Source organism: Arthrobacter sp. AFG20, from assembly GCF_002892795.1.
In the GTDB taxonomy this organism is placed as follows: Bacteria; Actinomycetota; Actinomycetes; order Actinomycetales; family Micrococcaceae; genus Arthrobacter.
Genome location: NZ_PJMC01000029.1, coordinates 1 through 22,382 on the forward strand (window position 1 = coordinate 1; position 22,382 = coordinate 22,382).

20 protein-coding genes are annotated in these 22,382 nt (G+C 66.6%); 14 read left to right on the forward strand and 6 right to left on the reverse strand.

All coding sequences use genetic code 11. From position 1 onward, the window contains the following. Window positions 1–143 precede the first annotated feature (143 nt). Entirely contained in the window at window positions 144–563 is a 420-nt protein-coding gene (locus CXZ05_RS21650; RefSeq protein WP_102974520.1) for a DUF4870 domain-containing protein, read from the reverse strand. Window positions 564–700: 137 nt separating this feature from the next. Next, window positions 701–1,555, reverse strand: a complete 855-nt coding sequence (locus CXZ05_RS21655) for a DUF3097 domain-containing protein (protein WP_102974521.1) — start codon at window positions 1,553–1,555, stop codon at window positions 701–703. A gap of 212 nt (window positions 1,556–1,767) precedes the next feature. Here CXZ05_RS21655 and hrcA point away from each other — a divergent pair, with 212 nt between their 5' ends. From hrcA to CXZ05_RS21670, 3 genes are read left to right on the forward strand one after another with little or no spacing between them, the layout of a single operon-like run. After that, entirely contained in the window at window positions 1,768–2,781 is a 1,014-nt protein-coding gene (hrcA, locus tag CXZ05_RS21660; RefSeq protein ID WP_102974522.1) for a heat-inducible transcriptional repressor HrcA, read from the forward strand. Window positions 2,782–2,839: 58 nt separating this feature from the next. Next, window positions 2,840–3,967: a molecular chaperone DnaJ gene (gene dnaJ / locus CXZ05_RS21665; RefSeq protein ID WP_102974523.1), complete on the forward strand. Its 1,128-nt coding sequence runs from the start codon at window positions 2,840–2,842 to the stop codon at window positions 3,965–3,967. Between the two features lie 2 nt (window positions 3,968–3,969). Continuing rightward, entirely contained in the window at window positions 3,970–4,740 is a 771-nt protein-coding gene (locus CXZ05_RS21670) for a 16S rRNA (uracil(1498)-N(3))-methyltransferase (RefSeq protein ID WP_102974524.1), read from the forward strand. A gap of 65 nt (window positions 4,741–4,805) precedes the next feature. Here the strand turns inward: CXZ05_RS21670 and CXZ05_RS21675 are convergent, their stop codons facing one another. Further along, complete coding sequence (locus CXZ05_RS21675; RefSeq protein WP_102974525.1) at window positions 4,806–5,723, reverse strand: GerMN domain-containing protein; 918 nt, start codon at window positions 5,721–5,723, stop codon at window positions 4,806–4,808. Window positions 5,724–6,067: 344 nt separating this feature from the next. On the opposite strand from CXZ05_RS21675, the gene CXZ05_RS21680 reads away from it, so the two are divergent. The 5 genes from CXZ05_RS21680 to CXZ05_RS21700 all read left to right on the forward strand — a co-directional run bounded on the left by CXZ05_RS21680 (window position 6,068) and on the right by CXZ05_RS21700 (window position 11,604). Further along, window positions 6,068–7,168, forward strand: a complete 1,101-nt coding sequence (locus tag CXZ05_RS21680) for a PhoH family protein (protein WP_102974526.1) — start codon at window positions 6,068–6,070, stop codon at window positions 7,166–7,168. Continuing rightward, window positions 7,152–7,625 (forward strand): rRNA maturation RNase YbeY, encoded by a 474-nt coding sequence (ybeY, locus tag CXZ05_RS21685; protein WP_102974527.1) that lies wholly within the window; start codon window positions 7,152–7,154, stop codon window positions 7,623–7,625. Before CXZ05_RS21680 ends, ybeY begins: the two co-directional genes overlap by 17 nt. Continuing rightward, window positions 7,622–8,953, forward strand: a complete 1,332-nt coding sequence (locus CXZ05_RS21690; protein ID WP_102974528.1) for a hemolysin family protein — start codon at window positions 7,622–7,624, stop codon at window positions 8,951–8,953. Before ybeY ends, CXZ05_RS21690 begins: the two co-directional genes overlap by 4 nt. After that, a complete protein-coding gene (gene era / locus CXZ05_RS21695) occupies window positions 8,937–9,896 on the forward strand; it encodes a GTPase Era (RefSeq protein ID WP_102974529.1) in 960 nt (319 codons plus the stop codon). Before CXZ05_RS21690 ends, era begins: the two co-directional genes overlap by 17 nt. A 127-nt stretch (window positions 9,897–10,023) precedes the next feature. Further along, window positions 10,024–11,604, forward strand: a complete 1,581-nt coding sequence (locus CXZ05_RS21700) for an LCP family protein (protein ID WP_180987495.1) — start codon at window positions 10,024–10,026, stop codon at window positions 11,602–11,604. A gap of 98 nt (window positions 11,605–11,702) precedes the next feature. Here the strand turns inward: CXZ05_RS21700 and CXZ05_RS21705 are convergent, their stop codons facing one another. Then, window positions 11,703–13,655: a M13 family metallopeptidase gene (locus CXZ05_RS21705; protein ID WP_102974530.1), complete on the reverse strand. Its 1,953-nt coding sequence runs from the start codon at window positions 13,653–13,655 to the stop codon at window positions 11,703–11,705. Window positions 13,656–13,906: 251 nt separating this feature from the next. Here CXZ05_RS21705 and leuA point away from each other — a divergent pair, with 251 nt between their 5' ends. The 3 genes from leuA (at window position 13,907) to CXZ05_RS21720 (ending at window position 17,310) form a co-directional block, all read left to right on the forward strand. After that, entirely contained in the window at window positions 13,907–15,646 is a 1,740-nt protein-coding gene (gene leuA / locus CXZ05_RS21710) for a 2-isopropylmalate synthase (protein WP_102974531.1), read from the forward strand. Window positions 15,647–15,721: 75 nt separating this feature from the next. After that, window positions 15,722–16,486 (forward strand): DNA repair protein RecO, encoded by a 765-nt coding sequence (gene recO, locus CXZ05_RS21715; RefSeq protein WP_102974532.1) that lies wholly within the window; start codon window positions 15,722–15,724, stop codon window positions 16,484–16,486. Window positions 16,487–16,488: 2 nt separating this feature from the next. After that, a complete protein-coding gene (locus CXZ05_RS21720; protein WP_102974533.1) occupies window positions 16,489–17,310 on the forward strand; it encodes an isoprenyl transferase in 822 nt (273 codons plus the stop codon). Between the two features lie 23 nt (window positions 17,311–17,333). On the opposite strand, the gene CXZ05_RS21725 is transcribed toward CXZ05_RS21720, so the two are convergent. Next, window positions 17,334–18,305, reverse strand: coding sequence for an alpha/beta hydrolase (locus CXZ05_RS21725; protein WP_102974534.1), 972 nt, complete (start codon window positions 18,303–18,305; stop codon window positions 17,334–17,336). Between the two features lie 89 nt (window positions 18,306–18,394). Between CXZ05_RS21725 and CXZ05_RS21730 the strand changes: the two genes are divergently transcribed. Next, window positions 18,395–19,459 (forward strand): quinone-dependent dihydroorotate dehydrogenase, encoded by a 1,065-nt coding sequence (locus CXZ05_RS21730; RefSeq protein ID WP_102974535.1) that lies wholly within the window; start codon window positions 18,395–18,397, stop codon window positions 19,457–19,459. 124 nt (window positions 19,460–19,583) lie between these two features. Here the strand turns inward: CXZ05_RS21730 and CXZ05_RS21735 are convergent, their stop codons facing one another. Continuing rightward, a complete protein-coding gene (locus CXZ05_RS21735; RefSeq protein ID WP_102974553.1) occupies window positions 19,584–20,174 on the reverse strand; it encodes a DUF3043 domain-containing protein in 591 nt (196 codons plus the stop codon). 130 nt (window positions 20,175–20,304) lie between these two features. Between CXZ05_RS21735 and CXZ05_RS21740 the strand changes: the two genes are divergently transcribed. Further along, a complete protein-coding gene (locus CXZ05_RS21740; RefSeq protein WP_102974536.1) occupies window positions 20,305–21,750 on the forward strand; it encodes a dipeptidase in 1,446 nt (481 codons plus the stop codon). Window positions 21,751–21,908: 158 nt separating this feature from the next. Next, window positions 21,909–22,298 (forward strand): iron-sulfur cluster assembly accessory protein, encoded by a 390-nt coding sequence (locus CXZ05_RS21745; RefSeq protein WP_102974537.1) that lies wholly within the window; start codon window positions 21,909–21,911, stop codon window positions 22,296–22,298. The last annotated feature ends 84 nt before the right edge of the window (window positions 22,299–22,382 follow it).

Below are 22,382 nucleotides of genomic sequence, written 5' to 3' on the forward strand. Positions count from 1 at the left end.
ACCTCGAAACACCCAAACAACGCATGCGCCAACTCATCGCCGCCGCAGCGTGACCATCATGTTGCAACGACCCATTGACTTTGAGGCTCCGGATTGGGCTGAAAGTGACCCCGCGTTGCTGTTGTCTGGCTATTCCGGCCTGGTTACTTGATCCAGCGGAGGTTGTACGGGTACCGGTGCGGCTGGCCCCTGTTGACGTGGACACCGGCGGACACCGCGAAGCAGGTCAGCGCAATCCAGATGAGTGTGGCCAGGACGGCGAACAAGTTGCCGACGACGGGAAGCAGCACCAGGAGGTTGGCCACGAAGGCCGCAATCGTCGGCGGCAGCGTGAAGTTGAGGGCTTCCTTGGACTCCTGCGCGGTGAACGGGCCGCGGTCACGGAAGATGAGGTAAATCAGCAGGGCCGGAACACAGCCGAGAATGCCGCCGAAGTGCGCCAGGGTGGCCCACTGCCGGTCCTCGCTGGCGGTCAGCGGAAGCGCATTGGCCGGAACGCCATGGTACTGGGGCAGGTCCTGACCGGACTGTGTGTCCCTGCGGTCGCGAGCGTCTTGTGCCACGGTGTCTTCCTTAAGCTTGCGTTGGTGCGATAGTGCGTTGGCGCCGGGCCGCGGTGCGGTGCCGCCGTACCAAGGATACCGGGCCGTAGGGGCAATCGCGGGCTCAACGCTGAATCCGGGGAGCGTAGCGATAGGAATTAGGGCACTGTTAGAAAATCGATGACCTCTTCCACCCGGCCGAGCAGGGCGGGCTCAAGGTCGGCGTAGGTGCGCACGGCGCCGAGAAGTTTCTGCCAGCCGAGGCCGATGTCCTCCTTGGTCTCGTGCGGCCAGCCGAAGGCGGTGAGGATGCCGGTCTTCCAGTCCGTGCCGCGCGGAACAACGGGCCACTGCGGAATGCCCAGTACCGACGGGCGGATCGCCTGCCAGACGTCGACGTACGGGTGGCCTACGATGAGTACGTTTCCGGCGGCGCCGGGGGACGCCATCACGGCGTCGGCGATCCTGGACTCCTTGGAATTTGGGACCAGATGGTCCACCAGAACGCCCAGCCTGCGGCCGGGGCCGGGGCGGAAGGAAGCAACGGCCGCCGTCAGGTCATCGATACCGTGCAGTGGTTCGACGACGATGCCCTCCACCCGGAGGTCGTCGCCCCAGACTTTTTCCACGAGTTCGGCATCATGCTTGCCTTCAACCCAGATCCGACTGGCCTTGGCGACCTGGGCACGCTGCCCTTCCACCCGCACCGAACCCGAGGCCGTCCGCCCGGCCGTGCCCGACCCAGCAGGCTTCGCCTTGGGCGCCGGAGGCATCAGGCGGATCGGCTGGCCGTCCAGGAGGAATCCGAAGCCAAGCTTGAAGGACCGGGATTTTCCGCGACGGTCTTCGAGCGCCACCACGTGCATGCCGCCGGATTTCTCCACCCGGGTCACTGCGCCCACCCAGCCGGACTGGACGTCCTCGAGCACCATGCCGCGCTCCACGGGTACCTCGGGCAGGCTCTTCTTGGCGGGCGCTGTCATGTCCTGCGGGCCCCAGGTCTGGTACTGCATTCGTTCACCGCTCTGCGCTAGGAAGGAGCCGCTCCGGCCGCGGGCATGCCGCCGGGGGACAGGCGCCCGGAATTTCGCCCGGAGCGGTACCAATGCTAACAACGCGGCGACTCATATTAGACTTGTTAGCACTTAGGCATGTCGAGTGCTAACCACAGCGTTTACGGGCAGGAATATCGCCCGGCGCGGTTATGGCCAAAAGGAGGTGGACTGTGAGCGAACCACGGAAGCTTGAGGTGCTGCGCGCCATCGTGGAGGACTATGTCCATTCCCGCGAACCAGTCGGCTCCAAGGCCCTGGTGGAACGGCACCATCTGGGCGTTTCCAGCGCCACAATCCGCAACGACATGGCGGCACTGGAGGATGAGGGCCTTATCACGGCCCCGCACACCAGCGCAGGCAGGATTCCCACGGACAAGGGCTACCGCCTGTTCGTCGACCAAATTTCTGCCGTCAAGCCGTTGTCCCCGGCGGAAAAGCGCGCCATCCAGACCCTCCTCGAGGGGTCGGAGGACCTCGACGACGTCCTGGACCGCACGGCCCGGCTCCTGTCCCAGCTGACCAACCAGGTCGCCGTCGTGCAGTACCCGCACCTGAGCCGCGCCGTGGTGCGGCACATTGAATTCGTGCTGCTGGCGCCGCGGAAGGTGCTGATCGTGCTGATCGCCGACTCCGGCAAGGTCGACCAGCGCGTGGTCGACGCCGGCCAGGACCTGTCCGACGACACGCTCGCCGCCCTCCGCACCCGGTTCCTGACCGGTCTGGCGGGAACGCCGGTGGCCATCCTGCCCCAGCACCTGTCCGCCGTCGTGGCGGGTTGCACGCCGGCGGAACGCCAGGCGGCGGTGGCCCTCGGCAAGGGGCTGGAAGGCCTCGCCCACAACAGCCGGGAAGACCGGATGGTCATGGCCGGAACGGCCAACCTGGCGCGGTCCAACGTGGACTTCCCGCTCAGCATCGGACCCGTGCTGGAAGCCCTCGAGGAGCAGGTGGTGATGCTGCGCCTCCTGAGCGACATGGCGCAGGACCCCCGGGGCGTGGCCGTCAGCATCGGCCGCGAAAACCCCTACGACGGACTGGCCGAGGCATCGGTGGTGGCCACCGGCTACGGCCCCGACGCCACCGCCAAGGTGGGAATCCTCGGCCCCACCCGGATGGACTATCCCACCACCATGGCCGCCGTCCGCGCGGTGGCCCGCTACCTTTCGAGGATTCTGGGCCCGTGACCGCGCGCCCCGGACATCCTTTGACCCCAGGCAGTACAACCAGGAAGAGATACGAACTTTGAGCAGCCACTACGACGTTCTTGGAGTCTCCCCGGAAGCCACCGGCGAGGAGATCAAAAAGGCCTACCGCAAGCTGGCCCGCTCGCTTCACCCGGACGTCAACTCCGGGGAAGACGCCGCCGAACGGTTCAAGGCCGTCACCCACGCCTACGAGGTGCTGTCCGATCCGCAGAAGCGCAGGGTCTACGACACCACCGGCAACGAGAACGGCACGGACAACGGCTTTGGCGGCGGCGGGTATGCCGGGCAGGGCTTCGCGTTCCAGGACATCTTCGACACCTTCTTCGGCGCCGGCGGCACCTCCGGGCCCGCGTCCCGCGTCCGCCGCGGCCAGGACGCGCTCATCAGCGTGCGGATCGACCTGCGCGATGCCGTCTTCGGCATCAACAAGAAGCTGGAAGTAGACACCGCCGTCACCTGCCCCACCTGCGAAGGGTCCTGCTGCCGGGAGGGCAGCCACCCGGAACGCTGCGATATCTGCGGCGGCAGCGGCCAGGTGCAGCGGGCGGTACGTTCCATCCTCGGCCAGGTCATGACCGCCGCACCCTGCGGCTCGTGCGAGGGCTTCGGCACCGTCATCAAGGACCCCTGCAACGAGTGCAGCGGCCAGGGCCGCATCCGCAGCCGACGCTCCCTGACCATCAAGGTCCCGGCGGGTGTGGCCACCGGAACGCGGATCCAGCTCTCCGGCCAGGGCGAGGCCGGCCCCGCGGGTGGGCCGTCCGGCGACCTCTACGTGGAAATCCGCGTCAACAACGACCCCACGTATGTCCGCGAGGGCGACGATCTCCACGCGACCCTGAACATTCCCATGACCGCCGCCGCCCTCGGCACGGAAGTGAGTCTGGAAACCTTCGACGGCAAGCAGGAGATCGACGTCAAGGCAGGCACGCAGTCCGGCGAGATCATCACCCTCCGCGGCCTGGGCGTCACCCACCTGCGTGGCTACGGCCGCGGTGATCTTAAGGTCCATCTGCAGGTGGAAACGCCGTCCAAGCTCGACCCCGCCCAGGAGGACCTGCTCCGGCAGTTGGCCAAGCTCCGCGGCGAGCAGTTCTCCGAGGGAAAGCTTGCGGCCGGCGGCGGCGTCTTCGCCAAGCTGCGGGACCGCCTCGGTAACCTGTAGCGGTGAGCAACCCCGTATTCTTCACCCCGGCCGGCGCGCTGGACAGCACTGTTCCCGGTTCGGTGTTCGTCCTGGGCGGTGCCGAGGCCCGGCACGCGGTCACCGTGAAGCGCCTGGCGGTGGGGGAGCAGGTTGACATTGCCGACGGCGCCGGCAAACGCATCACGGGAACGGTGGCGGAAGCCGCCCCCGCCGAGCTGACGGTTGAATGCACCTCCGTCCATGTGGAACCGCGGCCGGACATCCGCCTCGTTCTGGTGCAGGCCCTCGCCAAGGGTGACCGGGACGAGTTGGCGATTGAAACCGCCACCGAACTGGGCATCGACGCTGTGATTCCATGGCAGTCGGAACGCTCCATCGTCCGCTGGAAGGGCGAGCGGGCGGCCAAGGCGCACGGCAAATGGCAGTCTGCTGTCACGGCCGCCGCCAAGCAGGCGCGCCGCGCCTGGATCCCCGAGGTTAGGCCCGCCGTCGACACCCAGGCGCTGGCCAGGGAAGTGGCGGAAGCCGGCCTTGCCGTGATTCTGCACGAGGACGCGGTGACGCCGCTGCGGCGGGTCCTGGGCAAGTGGTCGGAGGAGCGCCGGGAGGCGTCGGACCCCGGCGAGATCCTCCTCATCGTTGGTCCCGAAGGGGGCATCAGCCCCCGCGAGGTCACGAGGCTGTGCAGCGCCGGGGCGGTAACGGCGCTGCTGGGCCCGCATGTCCTGAGGTCATCGACGGCGGGACCGGCCGGTGTCGTGGTGGCCAGCGACGTCCTGGGCCGTTGGTAATCCAGGCCGCTGGTAGCTCCAGCCGCTGGTAATTCCAGCCAGCGGACGCTTTGCTGACGGGACCGCTAGCGAACCGTGAACCCCCGTGAGTCCACGTTGAGTTCGTCCTCGGGTTTACCCGGGCCGGTTTGGGAGACGCGAACCTCGTAGTTGCCGGGCGCGAGGTTGACCGTGATGCCGAAAACCCCGGAGGCGGCGGGATCCGCTGCGGCCACGGCTTCCCCGGTCAGGTAGCTTTCCTTGTCGCCGTTGTCCTGGACCTTGAGGATTCGCCAGTGGAGTTTGCCGTTGGGGACGGTGCTTCGTCCGGCGATCTTGACCCGTCCGTCGCTGACTTCGGTGCCCTGCTGCGGATCGATGATCCACACCGGTGCCACCATTCCGGCGCTGCGGGACGTGGGGGCGCCGAGCTTCACATGCTTGAACGCCAGGTAATCGGTGTGCCCGTCCACCAGGATGACCACCTCGATCTGCTGGCCGGAGTCGATCAGGCCCGAGCTGGCCCCGGCGGCAGTTGCGGTGTAGACCAGTTGCTGGATGGCCCGCTGGGCCATGTCTGCGTCGAGGTTGCTGTTGAAGGCATCCGCGGATACGTCCACGGTAATGACATTCGTGCCCGAGATCGACGTCGCCAGGTTCTTGGGGTTCTGCCACGGCGTGAAGAAGTCCGGATCCAGCGGCGTCTCCGACATCATGGCCCGCAGGGCCCGCGTGATCGGGTTCTCATCGTCGGGAACGTCGCGGAACTCGCGGTACAGGAAGACGTTACTGTTGCTTCGCCCGATCCAGTAAACGGGCGCCTTGTTCGACGACTGCGTTGTTTCCAGCGGCGCGCTGGTAGTGGGAACGCCGTCCGTGCCGGCGGCCCGGCGGGACGATGAGGTCGGAGAGTTGGCGGATGTCACCGCAGGATCGGGATCGGCAATGCATCCGGACAGCAGCAGGGCAGCAGGAAGCAGCGCCGACAGGAGCACGGAGCGAATCCGCGGTACTTTCCGGCCCGGAGTTCCTGGCTGATTGATGCTGGCGATCCCTTCGAATGAGCAGTGCTTGCGGGCACGCCGGACCGTTGCCGGCGGGCTCCTTTTCCAGCATTACACGAGCCTTTGGGGCACACCGTCCCTTTCACGGCAGGCGGCCGAACTGCAACGGGAACGATATGAGGCCGATACAAAGTTGATATCTAATTGCGGGAACGCGTTACAGAAATGCGGTCCGCCGTGACCTTCCCGGACGGCAGGCCAATGCGTGCGCTGGCGTAAGATGTAAAGACGCAAATGAGTTATTTTTCCGAACTGGAGGGAACTTAAGGCCCCAGGCCGTCACCATGACTGAATCAGCAAACGGAAAGCGCCGCCTCAATACGGGGGACCGCACCACGGGCGAATTCCCCCATACTCTCCCCGGTGTCCGGACGGAGGTGGTCATCTTCGATAACTCTGATCAGATGGTGCAGTCGCTGGGCAGCCACGACGAGGCCCTCCGCTTCATCGAGGACCAGTTCCCGGCGGTCAGTTTCCACGTCCGCGGCAACGAACTCTCCATCAACGGACCCGCAGCCGATGTTCCGCGGATCATGCGACTGCTCCACGAGGTCCGGGGGCTCGTGGCCCGCGGCACGGTGATTACGCCGGCAGTCCTCCAGCAACTGGTGGCGCTGCTCCGCAGCCAGTCCCTGCAGAACCCGGTCGAGGTGCTGACCCACGACATCCTGTCCAGCCGCGGCAAGACCATCCGGCCCAAGACACTGAACCAGAAGAACTACGTGGACGCCATCGACGCGAACACGGTGATCTTCGGGATCGGCCCCGCCGGTACCGGCAAGACCTACCTCGCCGTGGCCAAGGCGGTGCAGGCGCTGCAGCAGAAGGAAGTCAGCCGCATCATCCTCACCCGTCCCGCCGTCGAAGCCGGCGAACGGCTGGGTTTCCTCCCCGGCACCCTCAGCGACAAGATCGACCCGTATCTGCGGCCGCTGTACGACGCGCTGCACGACATGATGGACCCCGAGTCCATTCCCCGCCTGATGGCGGCCGGAACCATCGAAGTCGCGCCGCTGGCCTACATGAGGGGCCGGACGCTGAACGACGCCTTCATCATCCTTGACGAGGCACAGAACACCACGCCGGAACAGATGAAAATGTTCCTGACCCGCCTTGGCTTCGGCTCCAAGATGGTGGTCACCGGCGACGTCACGCAGGTGGACCTTCCGTTCGGAACCCGCTCCGGCCTGCGCATCGTCGAGGAGATCCTCACCGGAATCGACGACGTCAGCTTCTCCGTTCTGGACGCCGCCGACGTCGTCCGCCACCGGCTGGTGGGGGACATCGTTAACGCCTACAGCATCTGGGACGAAGCACAACGCAACCGGGTCAAGCATTCCGTTCCCCGGGAACTACGGGAGAGTACGCATGAGCATCGAAGTTAACAACGAATCCGGCATTCAGGTGGACGAACCCCGGCTGGTGGCATTGGCACGCTTCATCTTCGAGCAGCTGTACATCCATCCGCAGGCGGAACTGTCCATCCTGCTGGTGGACGAGCCGGCCATGGAGAAGCTGCATATCGAGCTGATGGATGAGCCGGGGGCCACCGACGTGCTCTCGGTCCCCATGGATGAGCTGACCCCGGGGACCCCGGACAAGCCCACCCCGCAGGGGATGCTTGGCGACATCGCGATCTGCCCCCAGGTGGCCGAGGTCCAGGCCCGCAACGCCGGGCATTCCACGCAGGACGAGATGCTGCTGCTGACCACGCACGGAATCCTCCACCTGCTCGGCTATGACCATGCCGAACCCGAGGAGAAGGCAGAAATGTTCGGCCTGCAGCGCGAACTGCTGACGGCATTCACCGGCAAAGAAGCACCGGCCGAGACCACCCAGTGACCTCCCTGCTCCTTGTCTGCATGGCGCTGGCGTTTCTTGGTGCCGCAGCGCAGCTGACTGCTGCCGAAGCGGCGTTCAGCTTTCTGCCGCGCCACGACGCCGAGCAGGCCGTGCAGGGGAGCCAGGGCCCGGCGTTGCGGAGGATCCTGGAGCAGCCGATGACGCACATGCGTGCCCTGCGTTTCTGGCGGATCTGGTTCGAGTCGGCCTCCGCCGTGGCCGTGGCTGTGCTGCTTTACAGCTTGCTGGACAACGTCTGGCTGGCCGGCCTGGCCGCGACGGGCATCATGGCGGTCCTGGGCTTTGTGCTGGTGGGCGTCTCGCCGCGCCAGCTGGGCCGCTCGCATCCGGCGGCCGTGGCACGGTATTCGGCGTCGATGGTCCGGTTCCTGGCCTGGATACTCGGACCGATCCCCGCCTGGCTGGTCCGGCTGGGCAGCGCCGTAGCGCCGGGTTCGCCCAACGGTGACGACTCCTACTTCAGTGAGGAGGAGTTCCGCGAACTGGTTGACCGGGCCACCGAGTCGGACATGATCGAAGACAACGAGGCAGAACTCATCCAGTCCGTCTTCGAGTTCGGCGACACCCTGGTCCGCGCCGTCATGGTGCCGCGGACTGACATCCTGACCATCGACGCCGGCTCGAGCCTGCACAGCGCGATGGCCCTGTTCCTCCGCTCGGGGTATTCCAGGATCCCCGTCATCGGCGAGAGCACCGACCAGATCCTGGGCATCATCTACCTCAAGGATGTGGCCGCCGCTATCCATGGCATGGATCCGGAGGCCGAACCGCCCGTGGTGGATGTGCTGGCCCGCGAGGTCCGCTACGTGCCGGATTCCAAGCCGGTGAGCGACCTCCTCCGGGAACTCCAGAAGGAATCCACGCACGTGGCCATCGTCATCGACGAGTACGGCGGCACGGCCGGGCTGGTGACGCTGGAGGACCTGATCGAAGAGCTCGTCGGCGAAATCGTGGATGAATACGATTCGGAGGGCGCCGCCGTCGTCGATCTGGGCGACGGCACGTACCGGGTTAGCGCCCGGATGGGGATCGATGACCTCGGTGAGCTGTTCGGCATCGAACTGGACGACGACGAGGTGGACACCGTGGGCGGCCTGCTGGCCAAGGCCCTGGGCCGGGTCCCGATCGTAGGCAGCGCCGTGGATGTCGACGGCGTTTCGCTGCGCGCCGAGCGGCTCGAGGGCCGCCGGAACCGCGTCAGCCATATCATTGCGGCCTCTGCGCCGAAACAACACACTGACCTTGAAGAACTTCTCGACGAGGCCGAATCAATGCAACAGGGAGTTCCACGTGAGCAAGCAGAATAAGGTCGACGGCGGCGAACCGTTCGGTGGGTACCATGCCGGATTCGCGGTGCTGGTGGGACGGCCCAACGCGGGCAAATCCACCCTCACCAACGCCCTGGTGGGCAAGAAGGTGGCCATCACCTCCGCCAAGCCGCAGACCACGCGGCACACCATCCGCGGGATCGTCCACCGGGAGGACGCCCAGCTTATCCTCGTGGACACCCCGGGCCTGCACCGGCCCCGCACCCTGCTGGGCAAGCGGCTGAACGACCTCGTGGCGGACACCCTCTCGGAAGTGGACGCGATCGGATTCTGCATCCCCGCCAACGAGAAGATCGGCCCCGGTGACAAGTTCATCGCGGCGCAGCTCGCCGCCGTGGGCCGCAAGCCGGTGATTGCCCTCGTCACCAAGGCCGATTTGGTGGACCGGCAGGCCCTGACGGAGCAGCTGCTGGCCGTCGCCGAGCTCGGCAGGGAAGTGCTGGGCGAGGAAGGCTGGAAGGACATCGTTCCGGTCTCGGCCGCGGACGGGTTCCAGGTGGGCACGGTGGCGGACGTCCTGATCAGCCACATGCCGCCGTCGCCTCCGCTCTATCCGGACGGCGAGCTGACCGACGAGCCGGAGGCGGTCATGGTGGCCGAACTCATCAGGGAGGCCGCGCTGGAGGGTGTGCGCGACGAGCTGCCCCATTCACTGGCCGTGGTGGTGGAGGAAATCGTTCCGCGCGAGGGCCGGAGTGAAGACAACCCGCTCCTCGACGTCCGCGTCAACCTCTACGTGGAGCGCCCGTCGCAGAAGGCGATCATCATCGGCAAGGGCGGAAGCCGCCTGCGGGAGGTCGGCACCAACGCCCGGAAGGGCATTGAGGCGCTCCTGGGCACCCGCATCTACCTGGACCTCCACGTCAAAGTGGCCAAGGACTGGCAGCGCGACCCCAAGCAGTTGGTGAAGCTCGGGTTCTGACCCCCTGACGCCGACGCGCCAAGGCTAACGCCTGCGCGCCGGGCCGCGAACGCCGGATGTCCGGCGTTTTCCCAGAAACGGCAACTAAAATAGGCCGGATCCCATTTTTTCGAGGAAGGTACACCCTGTGGTGCGACGCCGCGACAACCGCGCCCAAGGACCGGGCACACCCGCCCGTTCCGAGCCAGCTGCCCGGCATGCCGAGGATGCCCGGCTGGGCGCTGCCCGGCACCTGAATGTGCGCCACATGCCCACGTGGCTCAAGGTGACCACCGCCGTCGTCGCTGTGGTCCTCGTCGGCGGCCTCGCCTTTGCCGGCTACTGGTACTTCAGACTGCAGTCCAACATCTCCACCGCCGCGCTCGGCGCCGGGAGCAGCCGCACCGACGCAACGGACGATGCCACCGGGAGGCTGCAGATCCTGATCCTGGGGTCCGACACCCGCGACGGGAAGAACTCGAATTACGGCAGCACCGAGGATTCCACCGGCTACGGCAACTCCGACGTCATGATGCTCATGGACATCTCGGAGGACAACAAGCGGGTCAACGTGATCAGCTTCCCCCGCGACCTGCTGGTGGACATCCCCAAGTGCACCGACCAGAAGACCGGCAAGCAGTACCCGGCCCGCAGCGGCATCATGATCAACGAAGCCATGAAAGAGGCCGGCATCGGCTGCGCCGTGGACACCGTCAACAAGCTGACCGGCATGGAGATTGACCACTTCATGATGGCCGACTTCAACGCCGTCAAGGAACTGTCGAACGCCGTGGGCGGCGTCGAGGTGTGCATCAGTGACGCCGTTTACGACCCCGACTCGCGGCTGAAGCTGCCCAAGGGCACCTCCCAGGTGCAGGGCGAACAGGCCCTCGCCTTCCTCCGCACCCGCCACGCGTTCGCCGACGGCGGCGACCTTGGCCGCATCAAGGCCCAGCAGGGCTTCCTGTCCTCACTGACCCGCAAGATCAAGGATGACGGCACCCTCTCCAACCCGGCGCAGCTCCTGAACATCGCCGACGTCATCACCAAGAATCTCACCGTCGACGACGGGCTCGCCTCGGTACCGGCGATGGTTACCATCGGCAACCGGCTGAAGACGATCGACGTCGGCAAGGTCGCCTTTGTGGCGACACCGACTGTCCCTGCGGCCAGCGATCCCAACCGGCTCGAAGCTGCGCAGCCGGCCGCCTCGCAGCTGTTCGCCGCCCTGCGGAAGGACGTCGACCTGACGGACCCGGACGGGAAGGAAACCCCGTCGCCGTCGGCCACGCCCAAGCCTTCGGCGAGCTCCACGCCGCCGGCCACGCCCAAGCCCACAGCGACGGCGGCGCCATATGACAAGACGCTGCAGCCCATCACCGTGGCAAACGGAACCGGCTCGCCCACCCGGACCCAGGAAATCGTTGAGGCCCTGGTGGCTGGCGGCTTCACCCAGGTGGGGCAGCTGGAGGCCGACACCACGGCAAAGACCATGGTGTACTACGGACCCGAGTTCGCGGACGTCGCCGCCGACGTTGCTGCCCTGTTCGGTATTCCGGCCGCCCAGGTGGCGCCGTCGTCCGGTGTCGCGGGCGTGCAGCTGTACCTCGGTTCCGACTTCCCGTCCGGAACGAAGTTCGGCAAGACCACCGTTCCCAAGGACATCGTCAACCAGACAGCCGGCGACACCGTCTGCCAGCAGGCCAACCCCGAGCTGATCGTGCAGTAGCTGATCGTGCACTAGATGGCTGTGCTGCAGCTGCCTGCGGTTTTGTTCCAAAGAAAATGCCGGGCCGCCCCGAACAGGGCGGCCCGGCATTTCTGCACTCACCAGATGCTGACGCGCTCCGCCGGGGGCATCCACATCCCGTCCTCCTCCGTGACGCCGAACGCGGCGTGGAAGGAGTCCAGGTTCTTGGCGATGGCGTTGGTGCGGAACTCGTTGGGGGAGTGCGGGTCAGTGGCCAGCCGCCGGACGGCCTCCTCGGTGCGGATCACCTGGCGCCAGCCGGCCGCCCAGGAAGCGAAGAAACGCTGTTCACCCGTCAGCCCGTCGAGCACCTCAGGTTCCTGGCCGTTAAGGCTGAGGCGGTAGGCCTTGTGGGCAATGGTGAGCCCGCCCAGGTCGCCGATGTTTTCCCCGAGCGTGAGTCTGCCGTTGACGTTGTGGCCGGGCGCGGCGTACGGGGACAGCGCGTCGAACTGGTCCACGAGGCGGCCGGTCAAGGCTTCGAAGGCCTTGCGGTCGTCCTCGGTCCACCAGTTGCGCAGCTCGCCCTTGCCGTCGAACTGCGAGCCCTGGTCATCGAAGCCGTGGCCGATCTCGTGCCCGATCACGGCCCCGATGCCGCCGTAGTTCACCGCGTCGTCGGCGTCGGCGGTGAAGAACGGCGGCTGGAGGATCGCCGCCGGAAAGACGACCTCATTCAGCATCGGGTGGTAGTACGCGTTGACGGTCTGCGGCGTCATGAGCCACTTGTTCAGGTCCACCGGCTTGCCCACCTCGTCAAGGTGGCGGTCGACGTCGGCGTTGTGGGCCCGTTCGACGTTCCCCAGCAGGTCGGCGGGGTCGATCACCACTGCCGTGTAGTCGATCCACTCGTCGGGGAAGCCGATCTTTGCGCGGAACGCCCCCAGTTTCCGGAGCGCCTCGGCCTTGGTGCCCTCGCCCATCCATTCCAGCCCGCTGATGCTCTGCCGGTAGGCCTCGATCAGGTTCTCCACGAGTGTCTGCATGCGGGCCTTGTGGCCCTCCGGAAAGTGCCGGGCCACATAGATCTGGCCAACGGCCTCGCCCAGTGCCGCCTCGACGACGGCGACGCCCCGTTTCCAGCGGTCCTTGTTCCGCGGGGTGCCGCTGATGGTGGTGCCGTAGAAGGCGAAGTTCGTGTCCACGAAGGCGGACGACAGGTAGGGGGCCGCCGAATTGATGATGCGCAGGGCAAGCCATTCCTGCCACACCGACAGTGATTCCGAGGCCAGCAGTGCGGCGGCGCCGGCAAAGAAGTCAGGGGTGCTGACCACGATCTCCTGCCGCTTCTCCGGGGCGATGTCCGCGGCCTCAAACCAGGTGTCCAGCAGGGGGAACAGCTCGCGCGCGGCGTCGGCCGACTTCAGGTTGTAGGTCTTCTGCGGGTCGCGGAGCGTGACGTTGTCCCAGTGGTGCGAGGCGAGGGCGGTCTCCAGTGCCACCACCCGGGCCGCGGCGTCTTCCGGGTCGGCCACACCGGCCAGGCTGAACATGGTGCCCACGTACTCCCGGTAGGACTGCACCACGGGGGCGAATTTCTCCTCGCGGTAATAGGACTCGTCGGGGAGCCCGAGCCCGCCCTGCCCCGTGTACAGCAGAACGCGGTCGGGATTGCCGGCGTCGGGTGCCGGGTAAATGTAGAAGAGTCCCGAAACGTCGGCACGGAAGAGCCTGCCGGCCAGTGCCAGCAGCTCGGAGATGCTGGCGGTGGCGAAAACCTCGGCCAGGCGTCCGCGGATGGGGTCCAGGCCCTTGGCCTCGACGGCCGCCTCATCCATGAAGCTGCTGTAGAGGTCGCCGATCTTCCGTTCGATGCCGCTGGCCCCGGACCCCTTGGCCGCGGCTTCCTCGATGATTTCCCGGACTGCCAGCTCGGAGCCGTCGCGCAGGGCTGTGAATGTGCCTTCCAGCGCGCGGTCGTCAGGGATGGTGGTGTCCTTCAGCCAGGCACCGTTCACATGCTGGTAGAGGTCGTCCTGTGGCCTCACGCTGCGGTCGATGTTTGACAGGGCGATCCCCGAAATTGGCACAGGAGCTCCTTTGATGACGGGCTGCGGCCGGCACTTTCACCGGTGCAGCGTCTGCATGGTGGACGTTGCTGGAGGTGTTGCTCCTTCATCTTACGCACCCGTGTTACTGTGAAATGGTGCGTGCAGAGCTCCTTCTTCTTAGCTGCCGCGGCGAGGCCTCAGACGCGATCTAGCGCAAGGCCCACCCTCGTCGCGGAGTCCGTGTTGCCCGGCCACCCTTTCACTCAGGAATCACAGAAAAGGCCAGATTAATGCGAAACGCACAGAAGCCCTCGGGAATGCCGGTCCACCGCTACGTCCCCTTCCAGGACCAGATCAAGGTCGATCTGCCGGACCGCACCTGGCCGGACAAGATCATCACCACGGCCCCGCGCTGGTGCGCAGTTGATCTGCGGGACGGCAACCAGGCACTGATCGACCCCATGAGCCCGGCCCGCAAGATGAAGATGTTCGACCTGCTGGTCCGGATGGGCTACAAGGAGATCGAGGTCGGCTTCCCCTCAGCATCCCAGACCGACTTCGACTTCGTCCGCCAGCTGATCGAGGGCAACCACATCCCCGATGACGTCACCATCCAGGTGCTGACCCAGGCCCGCGAACACCTGATCGAGCGGACCTACGAGTCTCTGGTGGGCGCCAAGCAGGCCATCGTGCACCTGTACAACTCCACATCCGTCCTGCAGCGCCGCGTGGTGTTCAACCAGGACGAGGACGGCATCCTGGACATCGCCCTGCAGGGCGCCCGCCTCTGCAAGAAGTACGAAGAAACGCTGGGCGACACCCACATCACCTACGAGTACTCGCCGGAGTCCTTCACGGGCACCGAGCTGGAGTACGCGGTCCGCGTCTGCAACGCCGTCGCCGACGTCTTTGAGGCGTCCGCCGACCGCCAGGTGATCATCAACCTGCCCGCCACGGTCGAGATGGCCACCCCGAACGTCTACGCGGACTCCATTGAGTGGATGAGCCGCCACCTGCACCCGCGCGAGGGCATCATTCTCTCCCTGCACCCGCACAATGACCGCGGCACCGGTGTGGCCGCGGCCGAGCTGGGCTACCAGGCCGGTGCCGACCGCATCGAGGGCTGCCTGTTCGGCAACGGCGAGCGGACCGGCAACGTGGACCTGGTGACCCTCGGCCTGAACATGTTCGTGCAGGGCGTTGACCCGATGATCGACTTCTCCGACATCGACGACGTCCGGCGCACCGTGGAGTACTGCAACCAGCTGCCCGTGGCGGAGCGTGCACCCTACGGCGGCGACCTCGTCTTCACCGCGTTCTCCGGGTCCCACCAGGACGCCATCAAGAAGGGCCTCGAAGCCCTGGAGAAGGATGCGGCGGCCGCGGGCAAGGACGTCAGCGACGTCACCTGGCAGGTGCCCTACCTGCCGGTGGACCCGAAGGACCTGGGCCGCAGCTACGAGGCCGTGATCCGCGTCAACTCCCAGTCCGGCAAGGGCGGCGTGGCCTACCTGCTGAAGAGCGAGCACAGCCTGGACCTGCCGCGGCGGGCGCAGATCGAATTCTCCGGCGTCATCCAGAAGCGCACGGACACCGTGGGCGGCGAGGTCAGCGGTGCCCAGCTGTGGCAGCTGTTCCAGGACGAGTACCTGCCCTCCGCCAAGGCCGAAAGCCAGTGGGGCCGGTACTCCCTGGGCTCGGTGAAAACCGAAACCGATGAGGACGGCGCCATGACCCTGCGCGCCTCGCTGGGCGTGGACGGCACCCACGTCAACCGCACGGGAACCGGCAACGGCCCCATCGCCGCGCTGCTGGACATTCTCGGCCAGGACGGCGTTGACGTGCGGGTCCTGGACTACAGCGAGCACGCCCTGTCTGAAGGCGGCAGCGCCCTCGCCGCGGCCTACGTCGAATGCGCCGTGGGGGAGCGTGTCCTGTGGGGCGTCGGCATCGATGCCAACACCAGCACCTCAGCGCTGAAGGCAGTTATATCTGCCGTGAACCGGGCCATCCGGGACGCCCAGGCCTGAGTTTCCTGACAGCTGCGCCGCCAGTTCACACCGGCGGCGCAGCTGGTTCGGCGACTCAGCTGTTTCATTGAGTCAATGGGAAGATTAAGCGTGGTCCAATCATTCGCAGCGCGCAGCTACCGCGACGACGCCGTGGTGCTGCGTACCCACAAGCTGGGCGAGGCGGACCGCATCATCACCCTGCTGACCAAGCACCACGGCCAGGTCAGGGCGGTGGCGAGGGGGATCCGGCGGACCACCAGCCGCTTCGGCGCCCGCCTGGAGCCCTTCATGGTGGCGGACCTGCAGCTCGTGTCCGGCAAGACACTCGACATCGTGACGCAGGCCGTCGCGAAAGGTGCGTACGGGGGCAACATCGCCGCCGACTATGGGCGTTACACGGTGGCTGCGGCCATGACCGAAACCGCAGAAAAGCTGACCGACGTCGACGGTGAAGCCGGGACGGCCCAGTACAACCTGCTGGTCGGTGCCCTGGCCTCGTTGAGCCGCGGGGACCACGCATCGGAGCTGATCCTGGATTCCTACCTGCTGCGGGCCCTGTCAACCGGCGGCTGGGCGCCCAGCTTCACGGACTGCGCGCGCTGCGGCGCGCCCGGACCGCACACCGCCTTCTCCGCTCCGCTGGGCGGCATGGTCTGCGGCGACTGCCGCCCGCCCGGGTCGCCGGCCCCGGCGCCCGAAACAGTCACCCTGCTGGGTGCGCTGCTCACCGGGAACTGGCCGACGGCGGACGCCTCCCTGCCGGTCCACCGCAGGGAATCCGCGGGCCTGGTGGCAAGCTATTTGCAGTGGCACCTCGAGCGTGTCCTGAAATCCCTCAAACATGTGGAGCGTACCTAACAGTGTCCTTGGGAAAGAAGACCAGTCCTGCCCGCCGCCGCACCGCTCCGGTGGTGGCCCCGTACCCGCACCACTCGGGGGCGGTTCCGCCGTCGATTCCCGCCGAGTTCGTGCCCCGGCACGTGGCCATCGTGATGGACGGCAACGGCAGGTGGGCCAACCAGCGCGGACTGCCGCGCATCGAGGGCCACAAGGCGGGGGAGCCCGCACTGCTGGACGTCGTCGCCGGTGCAATTGAACTCGGCATCGAGTTCGTCAGCGTGTACGCCTTCTCCACGGAGAACTGGCGCCGGTCTCCCGAGGAAGTCCGCTTCCTGATGGGGTTCAACAAGGAGGTGCTGCGCAGGCAGCGCAACCAGCTGGACGAGTGGGGTGTGCGGATCCGCTGGTCCGGGCGGCGTCCCCGCCTCTGGGGCTCGGTGATCCGCGAACTGGAGGAGGCGGAAGCATACACCGCCGGAAACAGCACCTGCACGCTGACCATGTGCGTGAACTACGGCGGCCGGGCCGAAATCGCGGACGCGGTGTCCGCCATTGCCCGGGACGTGGCCGACGGCAGGCTCAAGCCCGGGGCCATCACCGAGAAGACGATCCAAAAGTACCTCGACGAGCCGGACCTTCCCGACGTCGACCTCTTCCTCCGCAGTTCCGGTGAACAGCGGCTGTCCAACTTCATGCTGTGGCAGTCGGCCTACGCGGAGTTCGTTTTTCTGGATACCCTGTGGCCCGACGTCGACCGCCGGACCCTCTGGGACGCAGTAGAGATCTATGCCCAGCGGGACCGCCGGTACGGCGGGGCAGTGGACGCCGCCCAGGCCCTCTAGGTACTGGAAACCCTGAACCCGAATCAGGAGGCGTAACCCCTGATCCATTTGGCCAGGCGCCCGTAGGCGTCGGCCCGAACGTCGGCGCGGGACAGGAATACGTCGTGAAGGGCGCCGTCGATGCGCTCCACGGTGACGCTCCTGCCCAGCGACATGGCGCGGGCGGCAATAGTGTTGACGTCCAGCACCGCGTCCGTGCGGCGCATTGCCTCGTTCCACACCATCCCGTTCTCGCTTGCCGCCGACAGCAGGACCAGAACGGGAACCCCAATGCCCAGGCCGCGTGCCACCCTGGCCTGCCCGGCCAGGATGGCACTGAGCCAGGCCGCGCGGACCGGAAAGGCCAGGGGCGGCCGGTAGGCAGCGTCCAGCGTCCATTCGCCTTCGGCGGAACTGCTGATGCTCCGCCAGTAGAAGCCGCGCTCCGGCAGCCTGAGCACCGCCTCCGGCCGCAGGCGGGCGATCGGCTCCACCATGGTCCAGGCCGCCCGCCGGACCAGGGCGCTGCCGTGCATTTCGAGCCAGGGACTGTTTAGGACCAGCTGGGAAACGGCTCCGGGGTTGCGGCTGGCCCACAGGGCTGCCACGAGGCCGCCGGTGGAATGCCCCATGAGCGCGAGCTGCACGGGTCCTGCACCGCCGGACTCGGCGATCATCCCGGCCGCGGTGCCGATCTCGGCGTCGTAGTTTCCCAGATCTGCGACGTAGCCGCCATGAGTGCCCGGCTGAAGGCTGCGGCCGTGGTTGTGCATGTCCAGGGCAAAGAATTCGAAGCCCTGTGCGTCCCAGAACCGCGCCAGCTCGATGTTGAAGAAGTAGTCGCTCCAGCCATGCAGGAAGAGCACTGCCCGGCGGGACCCGGCGATACGGATGTCCGAAGCGTCCGGTGGAGTGAAACGGACCAGCGTCGCCCGGCGGCGGACGCCGTCCCCGCCCGCGGCTTCAAAGGTGCAGGACTCGAAGCCCGGCCCCAGGATGTCACTCTGCCACTCCATGGCACCAGCGTAGGCTTTCCGGTCCCGGCCCGGGCGGTATTGGGTCAGCCCGGTTTGGTCTGCACCGCCGAAGACGGAAAACTAGAGTCATGCGCGTATACCCCACTTTTTTCAGGCTGGCCTTTTCATGGATGGACGCCGAACGCGCCCACAAGATCGGCTTCAAGGGAATCCGGCTGGTCCATACTGTTGGAGCAGGACGGCTGCTGGAAAGGTTCACGGCACCGCCGGCGTCCCTGCAGACGAATGCGCTCGGCCTGACCTTCCCGTCCCCGTTCGGGCTGGCCGCCGGCTTTGACAAGGAGGGCCACGGAATCGAGGCCCTGATGGAGCTCGGATTCGGCCACGTTGAGGTGGGTACCATCACCGGCCAGGCGCAGCCCGGCAACGAAAAGCCGCGGCTGTTCCGGCTCATTGAGGACCGGGCCGTCATCAACCGGATGGGATTCAACAACGACGGCGCCTCAGCGGTGGCTCCGCGGCTGAAGTCCGCCCGGGCTGCGCTGCAGCGGCGGCATGCGAAAGTGCGGCCCGTGATCGGCGTCAACATCGGCAAGACCAAGGTCGTGGAGCTCGCGGACGCCGTGGAGGACTACCTCATCAGTGCCCGCGGCCTCGCCCCGGCGGCGGATTATCTGGTGGTGAACGTCAGCTCGCCAAACACGCCGGGGCTCCGGCTCCTGCAGAACGTGGAGACGCTCCGGCCGCTGCTGAAGGCGGTGGGGGAGGAAGCGGACAAGTCCGCAGGCCGGCATGTCCCGCTGCTGGTCAAGATCGCCCCGGACCTCACCGATGAGGACATCGACGACGTCGCCCGGCTGGCGATGGATTTGGGGCTCGACGGCATCATCGCCACGAACACCACTATCGGCCGCGACGGGCTCAGCTCCACGGCGGACAAAGTGGAGGCCTGCGGTGCCGGCGGCCTGTCGGGTGCTCCGCTGAAAAGCCGTTCACTGGAGGTGCTGCGCCGGCTGAAGTCGGTCACGCGGGACCGGCTGACGCTGATTTCCGTGGGCGGCGTGGAGACCGCCACGGACGTCCAGGACCGCCTGGACGCCGGCGCGACGCTGGTCCAGGGCTACACCGCTTTCCTGTACGAGGGGCCGTTCTGGGCCGCCCGGATCAACAAGGAACTGGCCAGGAACCGCTGACCTGTGCCTTAAGTGCTGATTTGAGGCTTAAACACAGCAGCCCGGCGGTTTAACCGCCGGGCTGCTGTGTTTTAGGTCCGGGACCGCCCTTCGGCGGCCTCTGCCGCAGGAGGAAAACGGTGAATCAGGACGGGTACTGCCCGCGGCGTACCAGGGGCTTGGGCAGGCGAAGCTTCCGGAACTGCAGCGAACGCATGGTGCCGTACCAGACGGTGCCGCGCTCAACTTCGCCGAACTTTTCGGCGAGGCGCTTGCGGAGTTTGCGGGACAGGATGAACGCGTCCACGAATACTGCCAGGAACATCACCCAGAAGCCGCCCAGCACGTAAATCATCATGTCGCTGTTGGACGGCACGACGAGGGAGACGATGACGAACACCAGGGCACCGAACATCAGGTACTCGCCCAGATTGAAGCGTGCATCCACGTAATCACGGGCATACCGCTTCTGCGGGCCCTTGTCGCGGATCGGCAGGAACCGTTCGTCGCCGGTATCCAGTGCCTGGCGCATCTTCAGGCGCTGCTCCTGGGCGGCAGCACGCTCCGCTTCCTTGGAGGCCTTCCGGTCCTCCGGGACGAGGGGGCGCTTGCGGGCCGCTTCCTGCGCTTTGCGCTTGGGCGTGGGCGCGCCTTTGCCCGCTAGTGCGGCTGCCTCGGCAGCCTGCTGGTCAACTACATCCTGCGCCGCTGGCGCTTCCTTTTTACGTCCGAACACCACAACAGAATACCTTGGCGGACTGTGCCCCCGGTCCTGAGCGGCTGCCCGTGGAACGCCGCGGCGGGGAGTCCGGCGCCTGCTGGCGGCGAGGTATGTTGTGGCGTGTGACACAGGTAGTGTTTCGGCCATGACTACATTCTCCGCGGCGACCCCGCAAGAGTACGACGCCGAGCCTTACGGAGGGACAGTGGCCGGCATCGACACCGGTGCCCTGCGGACCGCCGTTGAGGCGGACTTCGACAGCACCGTCGCACAGCTGAAGGACCTGGTGGCCATACCCGGCATCGCCTGGCCCAGCTTTGACCCCGCCCCTCTGGACGCCAGCGCTGAGGCCGTCGCCAGCCTGGTACGCGCCGCGGGCATCGGGGACGTCCGGATCCTGCGGTGCGACAAGGAAGACGGCACCCCTGGCGGGCCCGCCGTCGTGGCACGCCGAGAGGCCGCGCCAGGGAAGCCGACCATTCTTCTCTACGCCCACCACGACGTCCAGCCGCCCGGCGATCCGGCGCTGTGGGAGTCCGAACCGTTTACCGCCGTCGAACGCAACGGGCGCCTCTACGGGCGCGGCGCGGCCGACGACAAGGCCGGCATCATGGCCCACGTCGCCGCCTACGGCGCCGTCACCAAGGTGCTCGGCGATGAATTCGGGCTTGGCGTGACACTGTTCTTCGAAGGGGAGGAAGAGGCCGGCTCGCCGACCTTCCGGACGTTCCTGGAAGCCCACCGCGAACTGCTCCGCGCCGATGTCATCGTGGTGGCCGACTCCAGCAACTGGAAGGTGGGCGTGCCCGCGCTCACCACGAGCCTGCGCGGGCTGGTCGACGGAACCATCGAGGTGCAAGTCCTTGACCATGCCGTGCATTCGGGAATGTTCGGCGGTGCCGTGCTGGATGCCCCCACGCTGCTCTCGCGCCTGATCGCGACGCTGCACGATGACCAGGGAAGCGTGGCCGTTGAAGGTCTGGTGAGCCGGGATGAAACCGGCGTGGATCTGACCGAAGAGGAGTACCGGGCGGACGCTTCAGTGCTCGACGGCGTCCAGCTGGCCGGCACGGGAACCATCGCGTCTCGGCTGTGGACCAAGCCGGCCCTGTCGATCATCGGCTTCGACGCGCCGGCCGTCAGCGTTGCCTCCAACACCCTGCTGCCCCGGGCCCGGGCCAAGTTCAGCCTGCGGCTGGCGCCTGGCCAGGACCCGGCGGAAGCCATGGAAGCCGTGCGCCGGCACGTTGAAACCCACGCACCGTTCGGCGCCAGGGTGATCTTCACGCCGGGGGAGAGCGGCAACGCCTTCCAGACGGACACAGGTTCGTCAGCGGCCGGCCTCGCTATGTGGGCGCTGGGCGAAGCCTGGGGCGTTCCGGCCGTGGAAATGGGGATCGGCGGTTCGATTCCGTTCATCAGTGACCTGACCGAGCTGTACCCCGAGGTCCAGATTCTGGTGACGGGCGTTGAGGATCCGGATTCGCGCGCCCATTCAGCCAACGAGTCATTGCACCTGGAGGACTTCCGCAACGCGGTGGTCGCCGAGGCCCTGCTGCTGGCGCGGCTGAACGCGGAAGGCCTCCGTTAAGCGGCTGGCGGGAACAACGCAGGGCCTGTGAGGGTTACGCCTGAAGTTAGAGCTCCGCGCCGGATCGACGTAGCATGTAGCTATAGCCCGTACCGTTTCCGTAGGGGCAGGCACCGTGCAAGCGGGGCAGCCACAACCGTCGTTAGTAAGGTAGGCCAATGAGCACTACGACCAATGAAAACAGCACCGAATCCACCGGCACTGCCAGTGACGAACTGGCGAGCCACGAGGTTCAGCTGACGGACGTTGCAGCAGGCAAGGTCCGCAGCCTCCTGGAGCAGGAAGGCCGCACCGATCTTCGCCTCCGCGTGGCCGTGCAGCCGGGCGGCTGCTCCGGCCTCATTTACCAGCTGTACTTTGACGAGCGCCTCCTCGAAGGTGACGCGGTACGCGACTACGACGGCGTCGAGGTCGTCGTCGACAAGATGAGCGTTCCGTATCTCAGCGGTGCCAGCATCGACTTTGAAGACACTATCTCCAAGCAGGGCTTCACCATCGACAACCCGAATGCGGGCGGCTCATGCGCCTGCGGTGATTCGTTCCACTAAAGGGTCAGTGGCCCTTCCTGAACCTCTTGGCGGCGCCGGTGAAAACCGGCGCCGCCACACGGTGGGGACATGTGGGCGAAAACC